At 36.6% G+C, this 23,442-nt stretch carries 23 protein-coding genes and 1 tRNA gene; 15 read left to right on the top strand and 9 right to left on the bottom strand.

The genetic code is table 11. The features are described 5' to 3' along the window. Positions 1-77 precede the first annotated feature (77 nt). Complete coding sequence (locus tag FACI_RS02250) at positions 78-686, top strand: hypothetical protein (protein WP_009886480.1); 609 nt, start codon at positions 78-80, stop codon at positions 684-686. A 394-nt stretch (positions 687-1,080) separates the two neighbouring features. Further along, entirely contained in the window at positions 1,081-3,723 is a 2,643-nt protein-coding gene (locus tag FACI_RS02245) for a cation-translocating P-type ATPase (RefSeq protein WP_009886478.1), read from the top strand. A gap of 466 nt (positions 3,724-4,189) precedes the next feature. Here FACI_RS02245 and FACI_RS02240 read toward each other — a convergent pair whose 3' ends face one another. Together FACI_RS02240 and FACI_RS02235 are read right to left on the bottom strand one after the other, a co-directional pair. Next, positions 4,190-4,624, bottom strand: coding sequence for a hypothetical protein (locus FACI_RS02240; protein WP_009886477.1), 435 nt, complete (start codon positions 4,622-4,624; stop codon positions 4,190-4,192). Further along, positions 4,615-4,803 carry a hypothetical protein gene (locus tag FACI_RS02235; RefSeq protein WP_009886476.1) on the bottom strand — a complete coding sequence of 63 codons (189 nt, stop codon included), beginning with the start codon at positions 4,801-4,803 and terminating at the stop codon, positions 4,615-4,617. The genes FACI_RS02240 and FACI_RS02235 overlap by 10 nt, the downstream gene beginning before the upstream one ends. A 56-nt stretch (positions 4,804-4,859) precedes the next feature. On the opposite strand from FACI_RS02235, the gene FACI_RS02230 reads away from it, so the two are divergent. Continuing rightward, positions 4,860-5,876, top strand: a complete 1,017-nt coding sequence (locus FACI_RS02230) for a hypothetical protein (protein WP_009886475.1) — start codon at positions 4,860-4,862, stop codon at positions 5,874-5,876. A gap of 98 nt (positions 5,877-5,974) precedes the next feature. Here FACI_RS02230 and FACI_RS02225 read toward each other — a convergent pair. Further along, positions 5,975-6,049, bottom strand: a tRNA-Ile gene (locus tag FACI_RS02225). A gap of 36 nt (positions 6,050-6,085) precedes the next feature. Then, a complete protein-coding gene (locus tag FACI_RS02220) occupies positions 6,086-7,021 on the bottom strand; it encodes a TIGR00269 family protein (RefSeq protein WP_009886474.1) in 936 nt (311 codons plus the stop codon). An 84-nt stretch (positions 7,022-7,105) separates the two neighbouring features. Here FACI_RS02220 and FACI_RS02215 point away from each other — a divergent pair, with 84 nt between their 5' ends. Beyond that, positions 7,106-7,828, top strand: coding sequence for a sugar phosphate nucleotidyltransferase (locus tag FACI_RS02215; RefSeq protein WP_009886473.1), 723 nt, complete (start codon positions 7,106-7,108; stop codon positions 7,826-7,828). On the opposite strand, the gene agl3 is transcribed toward FACI_RS02215, so the two are convergent. Then, positions 7,815-8,954: a UDP-sulfoquinovose synthase gene (agl3, locus tag FACI_RS02210; RefSeq protein ID WP_009886472.1), complete on the bottom strand. Its 1,140-nt coding sequence runs from the start codon at positions 8,952-8,954 to the stop codon at positions 7,815-7,817. The two genes, FACI_RS02215 and agl3, sit on opposite strands and share 14 nt — an antisense overlap. A gap of 131 nt (positions 8,955-9,085) precedes the next feature. On the opposite strand from agl3, the gene FACI_RS02205 reads away from it, so the two are divergent. Further along, on the top strand, positions 9,086-9,688 hold the full coding sequence (locus tag FACI_RS02205; RefSeq protein WP_009886471.1) for a MarC family protein: 603 nt from the start codon (positions 9,086-9,088) through the stop codon (positions 9,686-9,688). A gap of 86 nt (positions 9,689-9,774) precedes the next feature. Further along, the gene (locus FACI_RS02200) at positions 9,775-10,407 is read left to right on the top strand and encodes an endonuclease III domain-containing protein (protein WP_009886470.1); all 633 of its coding nucleotides are present in this window, start codon (positions 9,775-9,777) and stop codon (positions 10,405-10,407) included. Here FACI_RS02200 and FACI_RS02195 read toward each other — a convergent pair. Continuing rightward, the gene (locus tag FACI_RS02195) at positions 10,404-10,904 is read right to left on the bottom strand and encodes a CcdC protein domain-containing protein (protein ID WP_048074029.1); all 501 of its coding nucleotides are present in this window, start codon (positions 10,902-10,904) and stop codon (positions 10,404-10,406) included. The two genes, FACI_RS02200 and FACI_RS02195, sit on opposite strands and share 4 nt — an antisense overlap. A gap of 84 nt (positions 10,905-10,988) precedes the next feature. Between FACI_RS02195 and FACI_RS02190 the strand changes: the two genes are divergently transcribed. From FACI_RS02190 to FACI_RS02180, 3 genes are all read left to right on the top strand, one after another. Continuing rightward, positions 10,989-11,717, top strand: coding sequence for a carotenoid biosynthesis protein (locus FACI_RS02190; RefSeq protein WP_009886468.1), 729 nt, complete (start codon positions 10,989-10,991; stop codon positions 11,715-11,717). Positions 11,718-11,789: 72 nt separating this feature from the next. Beyond that, positions 11,790-12,023: a KEOPS complex subunit Pcc1 gene (locus tag FACI_RS02185; protein ID WP_009886467.1), complete on the top strand. Its 234-nt coding sequence runs from the start codon at positions 11,790-11,792 to the stop codon at positions 12,021-12,023. Further along, positions 12,017-12,400, top strand: a complete 384-nt coding sequence (locus tag FACI_RS02180; RefSeq protein ID WP_009886466.1) for a prefoldin subunit beta — start codon at positions 12,017-12,019, stop codon at positions 12,398-12,400. Before FACI_RS02185 ends, FACI_RS02180 begins: the two co-directional genes overlap by 7 nt. Positions 12,401-12,513: 113 nt before the next feature. On the opposite strand, the gene FACI_RS02175 is transcribed toward FACI_RS02180, so the two are convergent. After that, positions 12,514-12,933, bottom strand: coding sequence for an adenylyltransferase/cytidyltransferase family protein (locus FACI_RS02175; RefSeq protein ID WP_009886465.1), 420 nt, complete (start codon positions 12,931-12,933; stop codon positions 12,514-12,516). Positions 12,934-13,093: 160 nt separating this feature from the next. Here FACI_RS02175 and FACI_RS02170 point away from each other — a divergent pair, with 160 nt between their 5' ends. From FACI_RS02170 to FACI_RS02155, 4 genes are all read left to right on the top strand, one after another. Beyond that, positions 13,094-15,166, top strand: a complete 2,073-nt coding sequence (locus FACI_RS02170; RefSeq protein ID WP_148285712.1) for a hypothetical protein — start codon at positions 13,094-13,096, stop codon at positions 15,164-15,166. Between the two features lie 516 nt (positions 15,167-15,682). Next, the gene (locus FACI_RS02165) at positions 15,683-16,411 is read left to right on the top strand and encodes an asparagine synthase C-terminal domain-containing protein (RefSeq protein WP_019841406.1); all 729 of its coding nucleotides are present in this window, start codon (positions 15,683-15,685) and stop codon (positions 16,409-16,411) included. A gap of 41 nt (positions 16,412-16,452) precedes the next feature. Continuing rightward, positions 16,453-17,226 (top strand): S-methyl-5'-thioadenosine phosphorylase, encoded by a 774-nt coding sequence (locus FACI_RS02160; protein WP_009886462.1) that lies wholly within the window; start codon positions 16,453-16,455, stop codon positions 17,224-17,226. A 6-nt stretch (positions 17,227-17,232) separates the two neighbouring features. Next, positions 17,233-18,462: an MBL fold metallo-hydrolase gene (locus FACI_RS02155; RefSeq protein ID WP_009886461.1), complete on the top strand. Its 1,230-nt coding sequence runs from the start codon at positions 17,233-17,235 to the stop codon at positions 18,460-18,462. Position 18,463: 1 nt separating this feature from the next. Here the strand turns inward: FACI_RS02155 and FACI_RS02150 are convergent, their stop codons facing one another. Together FACI_RS02150 and FACI_RS02140 are read right to left on the bottom strand one after the other, a co-directional pair. Beyond that, positions 18,464-19,174 carry a J domain-containing protein gene (locus tag FACI_RS02150; RefSeq protein ID WP_009886460.1) on the bottom strand — a complete coding sequence of 237 codons (711 nt, stop codon included), beginning with the start codon at positions 19,172-19,174 and terminating at the stop codon, positions 18,464-18,466. A 1,519-nt stretch (positions 19,175-20,693) separates the two neighbouring features. After that, positions 20,694-21,827, bottom strand: coding sequence for an IS256 family transposase (locus FACI_RS02140; RefSeq protein WP_019841403.1), 1,134 nt, complete (start codon positions 21,825-21,827; stop codon positions 20,694-20,696). Between the two features lie 225 nt (positions 21,828-22,052). Here FACI_RS02140 and FACI_RS02135 point away from each other — a divergent pair, with 225 nt between their 5' ends. Then, complete coding sequence (locus FACI_RS02135) at positions 22,053-22,625, top strand: M48 family metalloprotease (protein ID WP_148285711.1); 573 nt, start codon at positions 22,053-22,055, stop codon at positions 22,623-22,625. 11 nt (positions 22,626-22,636) lie between these two features. Further along, complete coding sequence (locus FACI_RS02130; protein WP_009886453.1) at positions 22,637-22,900, top strand: hypothetical protein; 264 nt, start codon at positions 22,637-22,639, stop codon at positions 22,898-22,900. The last annotated feature ends 542 nt before the right edge of the window (positions 22,901-23,442 follow it).

Here is a 23,442-nt window from a genome sequence, read left to right as displayed (position 1 = left end):
AAGCAAAAATACATATTGATATTTATTTATATGTATTATAAATGAAGTTATTTATTGAATATTAAATAAGCATTTTTATGGATAAAAATAAATTATTCAATATTGTGAAAGAGTTAGGATATGATAATAAAAAAAGTATACATTCATATGATAGTGCTGAAATATATATCATAAGGCCGTCTAAATTATCTAAAAACTTCGTCAATTATGACCCTTCAAAAAATTTTCAGATATGGTTACATGAAAATAATATGGATTTCAGGCCGAACCACCTGAGAATATTGATAGATTTAAATTTAAGGATAAAAAGCAGGCCTGATTTAAGGAATAAGTTACTGTCTGCTTTCGATTCTATATATTATGGAGAAGACCCGGAAGAAGCATTGTATAGCTTAAAGGAAGAAAATTTTAATTTATATCTAAACAATTTAATGACAATAGGTATATTGCATCAATTATTTTTGGTTGAACAGGAATATTCATATAACAAGGAAAGCCACTTTGATCCACCGAGTTTATTTTTACAGGGATGGGTTAGGGAATTCATAGATTCGCCAAAGGAAATAGACAATATGTGTATGAGCGTTGCACATGGGCAACCTCCTATAAACAGATATGTTTCATTAGAAAATAAAAAAGACAAAAAATATCAAAATAACCTGGAAGAATTGTGGTATATTAAATGAGCTACAGATTTCCAAGTTATCAATACGAACTTAATTATCAGGAAAACACAAACAGTGAATTATGGTAATCTGAACTCTCCAAAGGAATCGAGGTATGGACTCACAGTCAACCTGTACTGTAAATCATTCAGGCGCTCTGACCGGGGGCACGTTATTCATGCTGATGTCACAGCTTCGTTCAACATAGCATTGCGTCGAGTATTTGAGGAAGGCATAGATCAATTGTACGTAGACAGTGATGCGTACAAAGGGAACACTGATATCCCTAAAGAGGCAACGTTAGGAACGATGACAAACTTTGAATCATGCATGCATTGTGTCTGTCTTCCCAATAACTTTTGTACTATATCAACGCATTTGCAACCTTTTTTATAGCACATAATCCTTCTTATATATGGGGAAGGAAACATCTAACCACGAGATCGAAGATGTGGAAAGCATTCTCAAATCTCTCGGGGTTGATGTTGAAAATGGGTTGACTGAATCAGAAGCAACACGCAGAATTCAAAGTTACGGTTTAAATGCTATCCCTGAAGCCAAAAAACATGGCATTCTCCAGATTTTTCTGGACCAGTTAAAAGAACCACTAATACTTGTTCTTGTGGTTATTGGAATCATATATTTTCTAATAGGAACCCCATTTGAATCCTTTACTGTAATCATTATAGTTTTCGCCGTGATAGTAATTGAAGTTTATAATGTAAAAAAGGCCCAGATATCTATACAGGCACTTCACAGCATGGTTACTCCCAAAACATGGGTTTTAAGGAACGGTTCACTGCTGGAAAAATCCACCAGCGTGTTAGTTCCAGGTGATATTGTATACCTTCGAACAGGAGACATGGTCCCGGCAGATGGCATTGTTGTAAGTTCCTCAGGCTTATATATTGACGAATCACTCGTTACGGGAGAATCATATCCTGTGAACAAGGTCAGTTTTGATGAACCTGAAACCAAGCCGGGTGCAAATATGCACAGGGTAGTTTCAGGAACACTAGTGGTGCAGGGAAACGGTAAATTTGCCGTTACGTCCACCGGGTTGAAAACAGAAATTGGGAAAATTTCTGAATCAGTCAAGAATCATAAAGACATTCCAACACCTTTAGAAAAGTCATTGAATAAAACTGCCCGGCTCCTGATAGTAATAGCAGTTTTCTTCAGCGCCCTAATTCCACTGATAGGCTATGTGCACGGTGACCCCTTGGATCAGATGATATTAATGGGTCTTTCTATGGCATTCGCTACAGTTCCCGAAGAGATACCAATTTTGATAACAATAACCCTAGCAATAGGGGCATATTCCCTATCGAAGAAGAAAGCCATTGTTAAAGGCCTTACTGCAGCACAAACTCTGGGTAGCGTTACAGTTATTGCCACAGATAAGACTGGAACTATCACAGAAAATGCTATGAAAGTTAATCATATTCTTGTTGGCGAAAAACTATATGAAGCTGCTCAAAAGGGCAACACCAGTTTCCTTAAATCAGCGGTACTTGCTACAGGAAATTTGGAAATTGAACAGAAATTTTCTGAGGGATACAAAGACCCGATGGAGGTAGCAATACTCAAATATGCAATTAATTCCGGACTTGATATTCATGAATTGGAAAGTGAATACCTGATAACTGGTCGATTCGGTTTTGACAGTAACATAAAACGTGCGAGTTATGTGTATTCCGGTCATGATGGTTATGTTGCATATACAAGTGGGGCCCCCGAAGTTGTTTTATCAAGATGCACGAGTATAATGATGGATGAATCTTCAAATAAAGTCAAATCCGAAAGTGATTTAAAAATTATAAGGGATGCTATAAATGAGGTGGCAAAAGTTGGTGAGAGGACCATAGCTTTCGCCTATAAAAGAATAAATGGTCAGGCTGAAGAGAGAGATTTTGTCGATAGTGATATGATATTCATAGGCATGATTAGCTTCATAGACCCTCCAGGGAAAGGAGTAAAGAACGCCGTAAAGCTCTGCCAGAATGCGGGAATTAGGGTAATAATGCTCACGGGAGACTATCCGGTAACAGCAGAAACTATTGGAAAAATGGTTGGCATAAAAAACGCGGAATCAACCCTTACCGGAGATCAAATCAGGGCTATGCCAGATGATGAGCTTTCTAAAGCCATTGAGAAAACATCTATCTTTGCAAGAATAACCCATGATCAGAAGCTGCGGATTGTAAAGGCACTTCAAAAGAATGGTGAAATTGTTGCTGTGACTGGCGATGGTGCAAATGATGCTTCTGCATTGAGAGCTGCCGAAATTGGCATATCAATGGGGAAAAGAGGAACTGAAGTTGCCAAGGAAGCTTCAGACATAGTACTGGAAGACGATAATTTCCATACTATAGCAGAGGCAGTATTCGAAGGCAGAAAGATGCAATACACTCTAAAAAAAGGCATCAGGTACTATATTGCAGTTAAGATCTCACTGATCTTGATTCTCCTTGTCCCGATACTATTGATCATTCCTTTCCCCTTCATGCCGATACAGATTATAATAATGGAGATGTTCATGGATGTTGGTGCACTCTGGGGATTTTTGAAAGAGCGGGATGAACCTGGCATTCTGCATGCTGCACCACAGAAACGGGGTGCAGATTTCATGGACAGGCCTATGATAATTTCTATTCTGACAAGTGCCCTTGGAGTATTTCTTGCGGTTACTTTCATATATTTATATATATACTATAGTGAAGGGGATATCATCCAGGCACAGACGGCAGCTTTTGCAACATGGATACTTTCCCAGGTGATCCTTGCCCAGAACCTCAGGACAGAGCGCGAGCCAGTTTCACAGAGGCCATTTTTTTCTAATTGGGTAATTCTATCGTGGGGATTAATCGTTGTAGGGGCCCTCATAGTTATAACTGTTTTCCCGCCGCTACACGCTATCATAGATACATCAACCATTGAATACAGAAATTGGGTTTTGATCATAATAGTTTCAGTGCTATCAAGTTCATGGATTGAACTCAGAAAGATTATAATTAGCAAAAGAAAGAAAAACTCTCCCCGCCTATCACAGCAGTGATGTGCCCAATTGTATATGTGAGAGTGGAGACCCATTTCAATTAACATACACTGAATTGTTAATCAGTAAATTCATATATAAACATTTGAGGGTTGATTTCAGAATTAGATTTAAGTAAACCACTATATAAGGGAATTTCAAAGAGAAAATCCGGTATAATGGGATAAGCATGTTAATGATTTGAAAAATCCCTATTAATATTGGCTACCCTTTGCAAAACGATACTTCCAGGTCTTCTCACATATCTATATAAAACCACAATCTGAATAGATTAATATGAATTCAGGTTAATAGAATTATTTAAAACATTAAAATAAAAATGGGTAAATGTTGATAAGATTGGAAAATATGTCGCTTTTTATATACCGTTTTGAAAATTTAGCGTGGTTTATCAGAATTCGAATAATTTAAAAAGGTGTTCCTGTGCTTTACTAATCGTAATTATACATCTAAAATAAATTCAATATTAGGAAATGTAAGGGTATGCATAAAATATAACCATTAAAAGGCCAACCACTATTGATGAATACGCCCAAGCAATTGTGTAATAGGTCTTACTTTGTTTCCCGTTTGATGCATAAGATATAACTGCAATAAGTCCCATTATTATTCCTATATTAGCATACCATTCAAAAACTGACATGAACAAACTACCGAAATATAATAAATTTGATTGAGAATAATAGAACAGAATATTCAATGCAATGGAATTGGTGAAAATGGGTATTCTGCCAACGTAGTGACGTTCAGCTAGATAACCCACCAAAATCAATGAAACAGGTGCAAGATACTGAATATATGCACTTGGAATAACTATTGAAATCCAGGGAAACCCTAGAAGACTGTTGATGAAATTATATATCTTAGAGGCTATTTCGGAAGCAATTAACTCTATAGACATAACTTCCCCTCAATTAGTGGTATTTCCGATTTGCTAAGTCCATGGACCTTGTATTTCGAACGATTCAATTTTTTATCCTTCTTTTTAAGTTCTTTTCCCAAAAGATCTCTTCCCCCGTTATTAGGTAAGTTACGCAGTTCAATACTAAGCGAGAACTCTTTAGACATTTTATCTTTCATAACTCAACATCATCGAAATATATAAATACCTGCTGGGTTTATGTTTACTATAACCTATGAAGCAAAAAGCCCCTAATTGTCTACACGGACACGCAAAAATGAGAAAAACTTACTGTCTGGTTTCATCGGCTGGAAAAAAGAGATGGGTACCTGTTGGTTGGACTTGCCCTGTCTGCGGAATGCTGGAGATAGACAAGAAAGATTTACCAGAGATGGGTCATGGACTTCCCGGCGCTCCTATGTGTAGCTCCTGCAAAAAACCTATGAAAGCTCTGTACTCACAGGTTGAGGGCAAAAATCAGATGAGGCACATAAAGGGGGCGTACGCGTGTTTTTCACGTACTCACGAAGTAAGGACTATTCCTAAGCAGCTGACTGATATTGAAAGAGTAGTAACCGAAGGTTTGCGTGAAGTGATCCAGAATGACGGCAAGGAAATCATGTACGAATGGTACGCAAAGATTCATGGAATAGAGCGAGCTAACGAAATACGACGTGTCGAAAGCCAGAGGACGATCCACGGCATGATGATGGAAGCATGGGGCCTTAGTGGAATACCAGCTCATATGGGCAGAATGGTTTTTCCTGATGGCAAAGTAGGAGAGTTCGTTTTTCCGCCAGAGCTATGGCGAATCTCGCTTCAGGTGAGGAAAGATCCCCCTTGGGATATCATTGAGAAATATCTAGAAGAGATGGGGGTTAAAATGCCAGAATTTGACAAGGCATGTAACCCTGAACCTTATATTAACACAGCAATACTGTATGAATGGGTATGCGAGCACACCCCCGAGATGATTAACGCTGTAGGATTAGTTCTAATTCACCTCTTAACACCTTCTCATGCTCTCGCCAATGCATCCGTGCTGTATGGCACCATGGTGGCTTATTCCTTTTTTAAGGAAGCAAACAACGAGAGCATTGGGTTGGATGAAAGGGAAAGCGCAGAGAGGATCTTCGTGGAACTCCTCAACTATGGCTTTAACATTCGAGTACTGAACAGCGAACACTTTCTCTTGAAGAACTTAAGGAGGCAGATACCGGATAGTAGAAAAAAATTGTATCCCTCTCAATGACCTTTATTTTCTCACAAATTTGGCTAATATATAATCAAAATCGCAAAAATAGGCTTTCTTTCCTTAAAGATCAAAAAATGCTTAAACCTAATTAAATATGGGGCTGACCGGATTTGAACCGGTGACCTCCCGGTTATCAGCCGGGTGCTCCAACCAAGCTAAGCTACAACCCCGTAGACCCCCTATTATTAGAAATTAAATAAATATTTCTATGTTTCATTATCTATTGCCCTTATATGTTCAAGGTCAGAACAGACCTCACATATCTCTCCCGGAGTTGGTGCACCGCATATTTTACACGAATTTAACTTAACATTTTCATTGACATAGTGTTCCCTGATTGATTTCCTCGTTTCATCAAAGAATTTTACTATTGCAAATTTTGTCCCCGGAGTTTCCTTTTCAAGTTTTTCTATAATATCCCTGAATGAATTCCTCTGGGCCATGCTATAATAAGGGCACCAGCTGGAGTCAAAATCTATGCCATTTAAAATAGCGTAAAGCACCACTTCCTTCTCAGGTATTTTTCTCAATGGCAAGATTCTTGGCACTAAACCCTCCCTCGTGTAGGAATGGGGAGCCATCCTTGCGTAGCGTGCCACATCTCCCTTTGCAACATTCATCAGTATTGATTGTGCATAATCGTCAAGGTTAATGCCCAGGGCAACGTAATCAGATTCAGTGTATTCAGATATCCTGTTCATTAATTGCCTCCTCATAGGGCCACAGTGGGAGCATGAAATAGTTTTTTTGTCTATTTTCATTATTTCATCCAGTGAATAGCCATAGTTTTCCTTGTATGATATTACATTATGTTCAATTCCCAGATTTTCACACAATTTTCTGGCCTTCTCAAGCCCCGTGCTCCTGTACCCCTCTATGCCCTCATCCACAGTAAATGCCGTAAGTTCAAGGTTCCTTCTCTCTGACAGTATCTTATGCAACAGATATAATGTTGCAGAACTATCTTTTCCACCTGAGATTGCAACAGAAATCCTGGTTTTTTTATTGCCGAAGTCTACCTGTTCACGTATCTCACGCTTCACCCTCTTTTCCACATACGTAATAAAGTGGTTTTTGCACAGTGCAGAACCGTTGTATTTTACCTCATATACAGCAGTAGCGCCGCATATTGAACATTCCATCCATATATAATTGCTAATCACTATTAATATTATATTGAACCGGTTCCAGCAACATTATTAATAAAATGAATTCAATTACCATTTATGGACGCCCTTATAACTGCTGCCGGGCTTGGAACCCGTGCTAATCTTCCGGAAGGCATGAGAAAAGAGATGCTTCCAGTTTATGCTGTCAGAAATGGGAAAATAGTTCTCAGGCCTATTCTTGAGTGCATAATCCACAATCTATCACTATCCGGAGCAGATAAGTTTTTTATTGTGCTGGATGCTAAGGACAGGCATACAGCAGATTATCTTTCAACACTAAATGTAAAATCCGAATATATATACCAGAAACGGGCGGAGGGATATGGAAAGGCTGTGGCACTGGCTAAAGAATACATTCCAGGAGATTTCATACTGAATGCAGGTGACGGGCTCATACTGGATAGGAATAAAACAAAAAATATGGTTGACCTTTACAGGTCAACAGGCAAAACCATTCTCAGTGTAATGGCAGTCCCGAACCCCCAAAGGTATGGCGTGGCGAATATAAAAAACGGTATTGTGGAATCTGTTGTGGAGAAGCCCGAACATCCCGCTTCAAAATATGCACTTGCAGCGTTCTATGTAATTAAAAAGAATGTGATGGACCTGCTGGACGGTACCGAATTAACCCCTGCAATAAATAGGCACATAATTAATGGAAATACAGTTATTCCATTTAAAATAAGAAGATCGGACTGGCTCAGTATCGGAAATAGCAATGATTATTATAAAATCCTCAGGAGGGCATATAATTTCTCCAGAAAACTTATCTCCAGTTAGTTGAGGGCTTTATAACATTCTTCAGGCTATAAACTGTATTTATGTTGTTCCTCACATCCTTTATCATAACAGGGACTTCATCTTCCAGTGACCTCTGCCTCCTGTATCCGATATCCTTTAAATTCTGGTTTGCCGGATTATAATAGTGGTCTTCCATTTCCACCCTGGGATTAGGCACATGGTTTATGCTTACCTTCTTTCCATATATCGATTCATACCTGTTTTTAACCGTTTCTGCAAGATAATTTAATGGATAATATTCATCAAACTGGTTGTATACCTTGTATTCTTTTTCAGCCGGGTGGTCAAGTATCAGGTTAAGGCATTCTACACTATCTTCCAGGGACAAAAACGCACGCTTCTGGTCTCCTTTTCCATACACTGTCAGCGGGTATCCTATTACCGCCTGTGAAATGAATCTGTTCAGCACTGTTCCGTATATCTGGTCAATGTCGAACCTAGTAAAGAGTTTGTATTTTGTAATCTCAGGAGTTCTTGTGCCGTAAACAACACCCTGCATAACATCACTGACGTTTAGCCCCCAGATCCGGTTTGCAAGCATCAGGTTGTAAGTGTCAAAAATTTTTGACAGGTGGTACCAGGATTGCCCCATCCGTGGGAAAGGCAATTTATCGCTTCTTCCATGGAACTGGACATCCAGGAATCCTTCAGGTATATCAATATTCGGTGTTCCATATTCACCCATGGAACCTAGTTTAACTATATGTATATCCCTGTTCAGGTCTTTTACCGCATATATTATATTCATTGTGCTTTCTATATTTTTGTCCAGTGTTTCCGTCGCCGTTTTAAGTGATATCATTGAATAGGGTGCAGAACGCTGTTCGGCCAGGTGGACTATGGCATCTGCCCCTGAATCCCTTATTATATCGTATACAAATTTCGGATTGCTAACATCGCCCATGTAAAACTTAATGGCATTATTCAGTTTTTTGTTCCGTGTGGCAAAAGAATTAATCTTTACCGCAGATTTAGAACCTACATTTTTTACCCTTCTGCGTGTATAAAAATTGTCGGCACCATATACTTCATATCCTCTATCAAGAAGCCTCAGTGCAAGAGGAAAACCGATGTATCCGTCAATGCCCAGAATAAGCACTTTCATTTTTGACTCATATAAAAATCATATAATATTTTTTGCTTTTTCAGCGGCTGCATATTATATAATAATACATTACCATCTGGTTAAATAAATAAAAAAAATTCAATTTATATATATCATTACTATACAGTAATATGACATTTAGTACAGACTTCCTGAAAGTATTCATGCCACTTTTTGTGGTTATAGATCCATTTGGAAGCCTTGCAATATTTGTAAGCATGACCGGCTCCTTCAACCGTGATACACGAAGGACCATTTCAAGGGATGCTGTTTTTTATGCTGGAATTATAATAATACTTTTCGCACTGGCAGGGGGGCTTATAATAGAATTTTTTGGTATATCCATAGAAGCACTGGAAATTGCAGGTGGAATAATACTCCTGCTCATGGGAATAGAAATGGTGAGGCAGGGAGCTAAACCTGATACGTCCGTAGACAGTTCAAAGAACATGGGAATAGTTCCATTTGCAACCCCGCTTCTCGCAGGCCCTGGTGCTATATCTCTTGTTATTATCCTCATGAAGGGTGACTTATTCACAAAAATTCTTACTATTGTTTCTGTGCTATTGGTGCTTGTCATTGTGTATTTTTTCTTCATATATTCATCCAAAATATTAAGCCTGCTGGGAGACAAGGTGATGACAGCAATAACAAGAATTTTCGGACTTCTTGTTGCAGGCTTTGCCATACAATATTTCCTCGACGCCCTGGTTGCCCTGAGTGTCCTGAAATAATACCTGGTTATTTTTTTCTGTATTTAAATCTCATACTGAATTAATGCAACAAAAATATTTTTTAATAATTTAACTATAACAGTATAATGTTCGGGGACCTTTACAATTTACTGTATGTTTACTATGGAAACCTGGAATGGTGGCCTTCAGAAACTGATGATGAGACTGTAATTGGAACTATACTTACACAGAATACATCATGGAAAAACGTGGAAAAGGCATTGAAAAAAATGAAAGAAAACCATGTTTATACCCTGGATGAAATAGCCACAACGGATCAGGAGAGATTGAAGGAACTTATTAAGAGCTCCGGGTTCTATAACCAGAAGAGCCGGTACCTCCTGACCGTTTCAAAGGAAATCACAGAAAAATATGGCAACCTGCCCGGTATGAAAAATAAAGACATGAAAGAAATAGAAGGATTTATCATGGGCCTTGACGGGGTTGGAAATGAAACTATGGAATCTATAATGCTCTATGCACTCGACTATCCAGTATTTGTTGTTGATGCATATACACTGAGATTTTTCAAAAGATTTTATGGTAAGGAGTTTTCAAGAAAAGAAATAAGGAATTACGCAGAGGAGGAATTTTCTGAGATAGATCAGCTTAAAAACTTTCATGGCATGATCGTAAATCTTGGAAAAGATTTCTGCAAAAAAACGCCTGTATGCAAATCCTGTTTTCTCCGGAATGATTGTTTATACGGAAAACACTAATTTACGGGAATGTTATTCTCTATTGCATATTCCCTGTATTTCCTGTAGGTTTTAATGGATTCTCCCACAATAAGCCCCAGGGTTACAGCAAGTATTGCATCCACTATAAACTGTATTTCCAGATTTGAAGGGAAAATAAATTCAAGCAATATCCTTACCATAAACCCTGCAACCCAGAAAGCGAGTATATATGGAGACCTTTTATAAAAAATCTGGCCGTTCCTGTCAAAAAATGTTACACGCTCACCATAGATAAATCCGGGTATAATTCCAACAACGCAGAGCAGTATTACTATAATAATATAATCTACATTCCCTATGAATGCAACCATAAAGAACACAAGAAGCAGGAAATAAATGGTAGGGGTTATGAATAGCCTTGCAGTTTTATACCGTCTTCCGTTAATTCCCTGTTTTAGCCTTCTATATAAGATCCGGGAAAATATTAACAGAAGAACAATTACAAGAAATGTATTGGATAAATTTAAGCCCGCCACAGAAACTGATAAATTATGAATATATAAACATACGGTGGCAGGCATCCGGAAAAGTATCAAATAGAATTTAACCATGTTTATCCAATGAAATCTGAATGGCTCATTGCCTATGCCTACCTTGCATCTGGCATTCTTATGCTAATTGCATATCTGTTCACCCATATTTATGATCTTTCTGTCTTCATGGAGGTAATATTTATACCATTCTACTTTTATCATTCAATAAAATTTAAAGGTGCTAATTTCACCATGAAATTCTTTGCAGCTTCCTACATTCTTGCCTTTTTTATTGAATTTTTAGGGGTACATACGGGCATTCCATTTGGAAGATATGTATATTCTTCAATTCTGGGCCCTGAACTATTAAGTGTTCCAGTGGCTATTCCATTCCTCTGGTCTTCACTATTATATTTCTCATGGCTCGCAGGGCGTGGGAAAATTGTTACCTCATCTATATTGATGGTGGCAATTGATTTATCTTTTGATCCACGCTTTTCCATACATCTATGGCACTGGGCAGTGCCTGGCATATATTTTGGTGTTCCTCTCACAAACTTCGCAGGATGTTTTATAGCATCCATTTCAATCTTTGCAGTTTTATTGTTAATACTTCCTGGGAGTTCGAAATTTAGCATAAATGCTTTAATATTCTATACACTTCTCGGCTTATTCCAGTGCATTGAAGATGCTGTAGTAGCATTATATTTGCCTGCCCTGATCTCCGCTGTAATATTTGTATGTATTTTTGCAGTTCTTTACTATTCCCATGAAATCAGTATCAGGAAAAATAAAAAATTGCAGGCTATAGGTTAAGGAATATGCTACATTTTAACACATTGAAAACTGACAAATAGTTATATAATAATATATCATAATGACGTAGAAATGTTCAGAGTTAAACTCACCCTGAAGAAATCAGAGTACATAAAATACCTGGAAGCTATAAGGCCAGAGGTCACGGAAACATTTGGAAGGTCAAGTGTTGCTGTTAAGGAAGATAATTCCAGTATATATATAATAATTACAGCCCCTGACACTTCGTCTTTAAGAGCCAGTGTTTCCTCAATAACAAGGGTATTGAACGTAACTAAAAAAATAATGGAGGAAGATATATGGTAGAACCTAACTTAAATGCATATTTGCAGAACCAGATAAAACAGGCACAGGACATGCAGGCACAGATAGAGCAAGTTGCAAACCAGAGATATCAGATTGACATGAAGGTTAAAGAACTTGACAAAACGCTTAAAGAACTGAATACAGTAGGTAAAGATGCCCCGATATATAAAAATGTAGGACCTATTATTTATAAGATTGATGACAGGGAAAAACTTGTTTCTGACCTGGAAGAGCAGAAGGAACTGAGCCAGATGAGGCTTAAAACACTTGAAAACCAGCAAAAGACACTGGAAGAGAAATACAAGGAGCTGGAACAGGCTATCCAGAAAAGGTATGAAGAATCAACCAGAAACCAGAATAACCAGGGAATTAATTAAACTTTACCGGTAATATTACCTATATTTTATAATTGCTTTTTTTGATTGTTATTCGTTAATCTATTTTAGCTATCTATAATCCATTCTCTCTTTATTGAATTAATAGTGCCATTTCAGATAGATTCAAGAATTTTTTGCCTTATTTTTGAGGAACTGTTTATTGTCCCGTCGTATGGCGATGTCCTCCTCACCTTTGTATTTAGCCCGAGTTTTTTGCATTCAGTTTCAATATAGGAATCATCAAATTTCTGGTCATATCCCAGTGTAATTATATCCGGTTTCAATTCTGCAACAGTTTTGAATATATTATCATCACTATGGCCTACCATCACCTCATCCACCATCTTCAGTTCTGACACAAGGGCAGAACGTTCATTTTCATTGAACACCAGTTCCTTTCCATGTTTCTGTGCTGTATAATCTGAAGCAATAACCACGACAAGATAATCGCCAAAGGATTTTGATTCCCTTAAGTAATGCACATGCCCTAAATGCAGTATGTCAAATACTCCGGATGCCATGACCTTTATCATTGCATGTTAAATGCTTTAGCCGTTATAAATAATTCGTTTAGTGTTTTACAATATAAAATTATGAATAAGGTTATTAATATAATTGAATAACAATATATATATTTCAGTACTTTGAAGGACCTATGTATAATATTAATATACTATTATTTTATCCATTTCTGTGAAGAGATATAATAAGCTTATAGCTATAATAATCTCGTTGTTGTTTATAGGCTTATCATTGCAAATGTTTTCCACTGTTCAATCCCAGAATGCAACACCACCTGCTTTTGTATATCATCATGATAATAATCCAATTAGTTTATCTGACGGCGGCTTTTCTATATCCAATGAAAATATAAATTATAAGAATGTAACATTGCCAAATTTTAACCCATGGCAATTGGGAACGGCTGATTATGGTAGAAACGAGCCCCAGGAACCAATTCTGGCTAATCATCTCAAATTCAAAAATGGAACAAAAATTATAAGTGGAAAGGGTTTTGTATACCAGAATACCCATAACAATCTGGTCGCGTATATGTTCAATAAGGAGCAGTGTTATGTTTTATCCAGTAAGTGGCAAAACCTTACATTTGAAACGGGGGCGTATAAATTCTGGGCAAGCCGGCAAAATATCTTCTATACCCAGTTAAATAATGGAACGCTAAACTCTATTACAAATTACGGAGTATACAAAGGATATTTTTACGTACAGGCATATTTTCCCATGAATAATACCTATAAGATATCTAATACAACCCTCTCCGTACAGGATATCGGGAGATATGGATATCACAATTATTATAGATCCCCGCCTGAATGGAATATTTATCCATTTAGCCTCAATGGGACATACCTGATAGATTTCTCTGTCGGCGTTCAGGTTCCCTATGGAATATTCGTCTGGTCAATCTTTGGAAGCAGCAATGGGCATATGGTAGCCTATGATATTGGTGGAATAGGATTGGCTAGCGAAAGTGGGCAGAGTTCCATGACTGAATATAGCTTCAACGCGCAGATAGCTAGCCAGCGGGAAATTACATTTGGATATTTTAACTGGAGTAAAGACAAATTTGTAGTAACTACAAGATCTATGCATGATGGTCATGCTACCACATGCAACAACCAGCCATATTATATAACACCACTTAAAAACGGTAGTTACAAGATAACTTTATCCCAGGACCTGAACGATTCGGCGACTTACTGGTTATGGCATTTTTACTACAACCCTGTTTCACATAATGTTTCATCTGTATATGTAAATGCAAAAGGCCTTCACGTTGACGATATGGAAACTTCGGCAAATCAGGAAGTTCTGGTATCAAATTCAGGTTTTATTACGGGAATTACTGACTCTTTCAGTTATATACATGGATATTATAACCTGTATGCCCCATTTATTTCTTATAACGATTTGACTGCTTACAAGTCAACCAATTCTTGGTTTAATAGCATCTTCAATAAAACAGGGAACCCTCTGATAAACGTGCTCACTGCAGGTTATAACAATTCAGAAATGTATGCATGGGTGAGTAACGCAACTCATAGCGATCTTTCAAAGCACAATGGGCAGTTTATAATTTATTCTATGAAAACATATCGTGTAAAATTTGTCGCCAATACATCATTACCGCAAATTAACTGGATACTGCAACTCAACAATGACAGCGAATTACATATGATTAACGAAAAAAACTACTCACTTAATTTACCTAATGGAACATATTCATACACTGTAAAGACTGTGAATAATATCTACTCACCCTCACCATACTCAGAAAGTTTCACTGTTCAAGGCTCTAATATTACGACAACAGTAAAACTCCTAAGAGGATATTCTGCACAATTTAATGAAACAGGATTGTCTCCCGGAACAATATGGTATGTTAACTTAACCAATAGCACCGGAACTCAAGTAGTAAATTCCGGATCAATAGCAGGGAGTTCATACTATCTCAACTTAACAAATGGAACATATTTCTATAAAATTTCAACACAAAATAATATGTATACATTGCATTTATATTTATACTCATTGATAGTGAACGGTAAAAATGTAACCGAATCAGTTATATTCTATAAAACTTATAGAGTAACATTTGAAGAAAAAGGATTACAAAAAGGAATAAAATGGTCTGTAGAATTAAATGGAACTGTAAAATCGTCTGTAACAGATATAATATATTTCACTGCCACCAATAACACATATAAATATAATGTATTGCCGCTTAGCGGAAATAGTATATAGAACAGTTCCGGAGAAGTTACGGTAAATGGAAAAAATTTAACAATAAATAACATTGTTTTTAATAAAAATACAACGACTGCAAAATCTATAACGGCGATAAAGACTGAAAATGACCCGGTGTATTTTATAATAGCTTTAATAATAACAACCGTAACTATTATCTCACTAGTTATTACCGTAATAGTAAGACACAGGAAATAGCTATTTTCTGCTACTTTTGGATAATTTACTAATAGCCCGGAAGCTGGTTAATATGTAAATTTGAGCCAGAATATTAACCTGCTGATTAATTCATTCTTATATAAATCCCGTGTTATACATATTGCCCACAATTCAGGTTTACCTGGCCGATCAATGTGCATATTCCAACTAGACGCACAATTAATATGTATTTGCCCCCATAATCACGGTTAGGAGCACAAAGGGCCCGGGCATAAGCCATTACCATCTATTATTTATTTAAAGTGTATAAATAAGCAACCTTAAGTTTAAATAAACAATATGGATATTGTTAATATGCAGAATATAGTAGATAATGTTTATAATGAACTTAAGGCAGCAGTGGAACAAACAGCAGATAAGCCCTGTGCGATAGCCTATTCAGGTGGCCTCGACAGTTCACTGCTCCTTGCACTTTCAGGTTACAGGTATATACCCTATACACTGGGTTTTTCAGATTCAAGGGATATTGAAAATGTTGATGATGCATCCACAATCTTAAAAATAAATCCAAAAATAATATTGCTGGATGAGATCGACATTGAGGGCTATATAAGCCAGCTATTAAAAATTGATCCAAAGATCACAAAGATGGAAATGGGATACGAGCTTGTTCTATTCATTTTAATGGATTTTATCCCGGAAAAATATGTTGTTACAGGCCAGGGTGCTGACGAACTATTTTATGGATACAGAAGGTTTATAGACAATCCAAGGCTTAAAAATGATACATACATTAACAGGCTATTCAATGTTACATTGCCAAGGGAAAAGAAAATGGCAGAATACTATGATAAGGAATTGATAACACCATATCTGTCCCCTGGTATGTTGAAAATAAGGCATTATATAACCAGGGAAGATAATATTGAGGGAAACAGGAACAAGCTGATACTCAGGGAAATAGCGGCTAAAACCTCATTGCCGGAAGAGATTTATAACAGGAGTAAAACTGCAGCCCAGTATGGCTCCGGCATAAATAAATACCTTTTACGGCAATCCGATAAAATATTTAGAAATGAATAAATATTAATGAATGATATAGTATATAATTAATGGGATAAACAATGACATACGTAGGAATAATAGGAGGCAGTGGTCTTTATAGTATAATGGAAACCAGGAAAACAATGGATATTGATACACCCTATGGCAAACCATCAGCACCACTTGAGATTGGTGAAATAAATGGAGTTGAGGTAGCTTTTCTGCCCAGGCATGGGAAAAAGCACACAATACCACCTCATATGGTGAACTATAAAGCAAATATTTTTGCATTGCAGAAAGCTGGCGTTCAGAGGATAATAGGCCTCAACGCTGTCGGATCATTAAAGGAGGAATATAAACCGGGAGATATAGTAATACCCGATCAATTTATTGATTTTACTAAAAGGAGGGACCTTACATATTATAATGGCCCTGATGTTTACCATATTTCCATGGCAGACCCATTCTGCAGTGATATAAGTGCAAAGGCATATGAAGCGGGCAAAAAATTATCATTTCCCGTACATAAGAATGGTGCATATATATGCATAGAGGGTCCAAGGTTCTCAACCAGGGCTGAATCAAAAATGTTCAGGAATTTTGCCGATATAATAGGAATGACTCTTGTTCCTGAAATTAACCTTGCAGCTGAATTGTCAATGTGCTATGGCATGCTGGCAACTGTCACAGATTACGATGCATGGAAAGATGAAGCTGTAGAAGCTTCAGATGTTATGCAGATAATGAAGGAAAGTGAGGAAAAAGTATCAAAAATGTTATATAATTTAGTTCCAGAAATTAACGGTCAAAGGAATTGCAAATGTTCTTTGAGATTAGAAAATGCAAAAGCGTGATATAAAATGAAAATAAAATTTCTCGGCGGAGCCGAAGAAGTCGGAAGACTAGCAATAAAGATAGAGGATAAGCAAAGCAAGATAATGATAGATTATGGTATAGAGCCAGAAAAACCACCCGAATACCCACTTCCACCTGAAAAGGTGAATGACATATTCCTGACACATGCCCATCTGGACCATACCGGGGCATTGCCTGTGTATTACCATAACTTTCAGGCAAATTTCCATGCAACGGCTATGACAGCGAACAGCATAAAGCCCATACTCATGGATTCGCTCAAAATCATGAGGCTTGAAAACTATACCAAGATGTTCAACGAGGAAGATGTTGATAACCTGTTCAAGTCAATGATGACGGCGAAATATGAGCAGCCATTCCAGGTAGACAACCTTACAGCTGTGGCACACAGTGCAGGGCATATACCAGGTTCTACAATGTGGTGGTTCCAGGACGCCAGGTCATTTATGATTACCGGCGATCTGTACACAAGGGACACAAACCTTCTTTACGGTGCAAAGCCCGTGAAGACTGATGTACTTATTATGGAAAGCACATATGCAGGAAGGGACCATGAAGATAGGGATGAGGTAATCCAGAGGCTCAAGGAAAGCATAAGGGAAACCATAGAAAATGGAGGCAGGGTAATATTGCCCACATTCGCAATTGGAAGGACCCAGGAAATGATAATGACCCTGAGAGATATGGATTACAGGATTTATGTTGATGGAATGGGAAACAGGATATCCGGAATATATATGGATACACCAGGATTTATCAAGGACCCGAAACTATTCAGGAGATCAATGGGCCGTGTAATACAGGTAAGGAACAACAGGATGAGACAGGAAGCCATAAGGGAGGCAGATATAATTATTACAACTTCAGGAATGCTTGACGGCGGGCCGGTACTTGGATACATAGATGCCTTTGCAGAAGATCCAAAATCTGCCATATTCCTTACAGGATATCAGGTAGACGGAACAAACGGGAGGAGCCTTATAGAAAACGGAACAATACAGATTGCAGGCGCAACAATAAAACCGGCAATGAAAATAGATTTCTTTGATCTATCTGCACACGCAGGGCATTCTGACCTTGTGAAGTTTGTGAAAGGCGTAGACCCGGAAATAGTGGTATTATGCCACGGTGACCAGAGGGAAAAACTTCAGGAATCACTTCCGGAATACAAATTTATATTGCCCTTCAATGGGCATGAATTTACGGTAGAATAATCTACCTGTAATATTTTTTGTATAATTTTTCATAGGCATAGTTTATATTTTTCATCTTTTCAGAATATTCTTCTTCATTTTCCGGAGTTGTGAGGTCAGGATGATATATCTTAGCCATTTTCCTGTATGCATTTTTTATTATTTCAGGATTATCCGTAGGGTCGATCTCAAGAATTTTAAATAACTTTTCATCTCCTCCCTCTTCCTGCTGCGGCGGGCTTTCTTTGTAATTTTCTTTATCTATATATTCATAGAATACATATCCTTCTTTTATAGGCATTCCATATTTTTCAGCGGCTTCTGTTAAAGTTTCTATAATCTTTTTTGCGATTTTTCTTTTCAGTGATTTGTTAATGAATATATGTGCAAATGCCTTTTGCCCCTCACTGTTATGATAATAGCAGAGTATTATTCCATTATTTATTTTCTCCGAAAGTCCAAAAGTCCATGTGGTATCGCCAAATTTTTCAAAAACATTCTGCCTGAATAAAACTTTTCTCTGGAGTAGATTCCCGTTGACAGAAATCTTTGCTATTTTCTTGCCATTGTAGATTATTGAATCATCGGAAATCCAGTACAGGAATATATACTGGTAAACTTTCTTGCCTTTGAACCCGGATAAATCGTTGTCAAATAAAAGTCTATTATTCTGCTTTTTTATGCTTTCAAGCCTCCCGAAATCAGAGAATGGTATGTCTTCAGGTACTGCCATGGAAGTTAGTCATCAGGGCATGTTATAAAAATTTGTAGTATGCACCTATGGGACTTTCCAGGCATATTGAAATATTCTAATCTATAACTGTCCAAAATTAAGTTGAGCGGAAACAGGTCAATATATATGCAATAATTATCAATCTGAGTGTCAGGAGAGGAAATTCATGTGGATTTTCTTCAAGTGTTCATTAGTTCCCTACAGATTTGTATAAAATCAAGATTTTACATGAAATTTTTACTACTATTCTGCCATTTTTTCCTTATATGGTCAAGATATCTATCTATTGCATCCCCAAGCAGTATAAGATAACATACATCTAACAGAATAGTTAGATAAAAATTTTTATAATTAAAAATGTTATAATAATATAGATACCCAATTATAATAAACAGAATAAAAATAGGAATGAAAGTTTTGTTCGATATCTTCCTTTTTTTAATCTTATGTGATAAATTGATTGCCATTTTTTACATCAGCCAGCGACAATATAATTACAACAGGCATATATTTTTTTCCGTTGGGTTATTTCCACAATATTGTATTAATATAAGCCGGTGTTATTTATAAATTTAATCATTAAATAATAGGGTGTCTCACATTTTAACAATTGACGATTTTCATTATCCTCCTTGGTTTTTCTCCCAGTACCCTGTTTGATATTACCATGAGATTGTATGCAATGGCCTTTAATCCAATTGCAGTATCATAGTCCCTGTTCACAGTGTACCCTAAACTCCGAGCTTATTTAGGGAACATTTGAATTATTATCCAGTATTTGGCGAAAGATTTATTTGCTTATATGTGTTCCCTATATACAGAACATGACAAGGGAAATTAAAAAGGTAGGGAAATACAATTACGTATATGAAAGCAGCATGGTATGGGATTCAGAACACAGTAAAAGGCACAAGGTTTCCAAATATGTTGGAAAGGTAATTAATGGTGACATAGAGAATCCTAAAAAGGTAAGAGAGATTGTATCAATCCATGGAATATATGAGATTGGCCATCTGGAGCTTGTGTTCTCCCTTATGAAAGATGTATTGTCATTATTAAGGGAAGAATATCCTGATGATTATATGAAGCTCGTTGCATTCTCCCTTAACAGGCTAATATTTCCAATGCCATTGAAGTCCATAAAATCATGGGTAGAGAAAACATGGCTCTCCAGAACAATACATGAACTATCACCAAAATCATTGTCAGCTATGTTAAAGCGCATAGGGCAGGATCAGGATAAGCAGAAGAGTATCTATATGAAACTGATGAAAAAGAATGAGATCATAGCATATGATACATCAGCTTTATTCTCCTATTCACCCGGAATAAGGATGGCTGAGTTCGGGCATAACAACAATGACATCAATCTTCCAATGATAAGGATCATTATGGGATTTTCAAGGTTAAGGAATGAGCCATGCTATATTCGCCTGGTACCGGGAAGTGTTGCAGATATTGATACATTAAGAAAGACAGAACAGGAAGTCCATACTGGACAAATTCGTTATGGTACCGGCTACTTTTTTGTATATTTTCTTCCTGTTACATACTCCTCATTTATGTCCATCATTATTGAACCTGCCAATCTCATTGCAGAATCATCAGATGGAAATGCGCCTATTTTCTTAGTCCTTCTTTTTATTTCTGCATTTAACCTCTCTATGGTATTGGATACTCTTAATCTCCTTAATCCCTGCATATTTGTATTGAATGATCTGTAGTTGTATAATGAATCATAGTATTTATCGAACATAGTAGAACATTTATCTAATCCTCTATCAAAAAGCTTATCCTGCAGTAAAGGGAGTATATCAGGATTATCCAGTGCCTGTTTTATAAGCAATGATAGAAACTTCCATTGCTGTTTTCCCGTTGATTTCCTTAAGTTCCTCATAAAATGGACATGGCAGTATTGCCAAGATGATCCAGGGAATGACTGTTTAACTGCTTCCCTAATACCCTTATTGCCATCTGATATTACCATCTCAACACCATTCAATCCCCTATCCTTAAGATCATCAAAGAATAGTTCCCACTCTATTTCAGTTTCAGAGTCATATATTCTTGCTCCAAGAACTTCACGATATCCATCACTGTTAATCCCTACACAGATGTATATTGCCTTATTCCTGTACCTCCCATTATTTCTTATTTTAAGGTATGTTCCATCTATATATATGAATTTATATTCTCCATCAATCTTCCTTTCAAGGAATTCATTTACTGTTTTATCAAGCCTTGAGGATAATGATGACACATAGGATGGTGATACTTCTATGCCTAAGGATTTTATTACCTTATTAACGCTTCTTGTAGATACACCGCTCAGGTATGATTCCAGTATTATGGATTCTACTGATTTTTCTACTCTGGAATAATTGTCAAATACAGCTGTATGGAAAGATGTTTCCCTGAACTGTGGCTTATCTAATATAACCTTTCCATCTGTTGTTAACAATGATCTCTGCTTATACCCATTTCTATAGTCTTTACTATTATTATTTCTCTCATACCTGGATGCATTTAATTGCTCTTCTGCTTCCTCGTTCATGAGTTCATTAAGGAACCATTTCTTTAAATCCCTCATGTTCTTCCTGTTCAATCCATAACTTTTTATCTTTTCTTTTAATACTTCTAATTGGTCTTGCATTTTTTTCATCTCCTAAATCTAAATTATGCAAGGCCATTTATAATTTACAGACAATTACTTACACTATCTGGCAGGCTATACAGGAAAATTTATTTATCAATAATGATTATGAATCCAAACATCCCGAATCAGGAATATAAAGAATTGAAAGCTATCTATATGTACCGTAACAAATAGTACGGGAATGAATTACCATAAAAGGCTTGGAAACACCTGGAAAAAACTTTGATATTAATATTTGCAAGAGTAGTATCATCAACATCTACAGGAACATCTGTTTATGGAGGTTTTAAAGCAATGAAGAATAATATAACACCATATAACTTTCATTTAGGAAATTCAGCATCCTATAATATTCTAGCCAGTCTCATCTCGTTTGCAGTAATTTTATTAATAATGATACAACTTCAAAGTTCAAAACAGGGAAGAAAAACGGATATAACTCAACGTTTCAGTGCAATAATAGATTATGATTTGTCTAAAAAATACACTGCACTAACCAAGCATATAACTCATGTTGATTTGGAAGTATTTAAATTCCCTGAAGTTAATAAAACATACAGATCTCCATCATTTACCCCTTTAGGAAAACAAGCAAAGATATTTATAAATGAAAATTTCTTTCATTCCTTGGACGATAGTGAAAGAGAAGCTTTAGTTTTTCACGAAATCCATCATTTCATTAGAAAAGATGCAGCCAAAACCTATATTCTAGCTCTCACAATTTTACTTATAGCAGCGGTATCTCTAATAGTATTGATACAATTCTGGCTTTCCGGTTTTATTTTCTTTTTATAATTTCTGCCATAGTGGCATTATCCAGTATAGTTATAATTATACTTATCCTCAAGATCCATCTCATATATAGCGAAATATCTGCAGATACATTTGCCGCAGAGACAATGGGAACAACTATTCCCGTAATTTCAACGCTAAAAAAAGCTTTGGAGATTGTTATACAAAATTACCCTGATAAAGGGAAAAGATATAATGCAATTTACCTCCGGAGAAAAATTAGCCTGGAGAAGAAAACATATTTAAATGGTGCAGATGAAAGTAACGCATCTAAATGACATGGTGATGGTATATATGGGCATTAGACCTATAAGATTATGTGTTTGAATACACCCGCGTTTCCACCAATTGATATAGATAAAAGGGGCGAATAGTTACTGACGGGTTACCGGTATACACAAATATCAGGATTGAGTTGAGAAAGGAATATACTTCTATACTCACCAATATTGGAAATAGAGAGTACTTTCAGTATACTGGAGGGGATACTAAAGTGTGAGAATATCTGGTACATAAGCAAAAGAAACTTTGTTGCTGCTATAGGCCTAAAAACAATTGCACACAATCTAATTCTAATATCAAACAGGAGACTGGAAAAAATCAGTGTAATATTGCAAAATGTATTTTAAAATTTGAGCTACTCCATAAAAAAATACTATTTAAATTCCATTATGCCTATTCTTTTTAACCCAGTTATTTTGTCAAAATTCCCATCCCAAGATATGTTAATGAGCTGGTAGATGCCTCGATACTTCTATTTTCCACTTTTTCTAAAATAAGTTTGGCATTATTCCCCCAATCCTTCATTGATAAGTGCAGC

The organism is Ferroplasma acidarmanus Fer1 (genome assembly GCF_000152265.2).
GTDB lineage: Archaea > Thermoplasmatota > Thermoplasmata > Thermoplasmatales > Thermoplasmataceae > Ferroplasma > Ferroplasma acidiphilum.
This window is presented reverse-complemented; position numbering and strand designations above follow the sequence as displayed.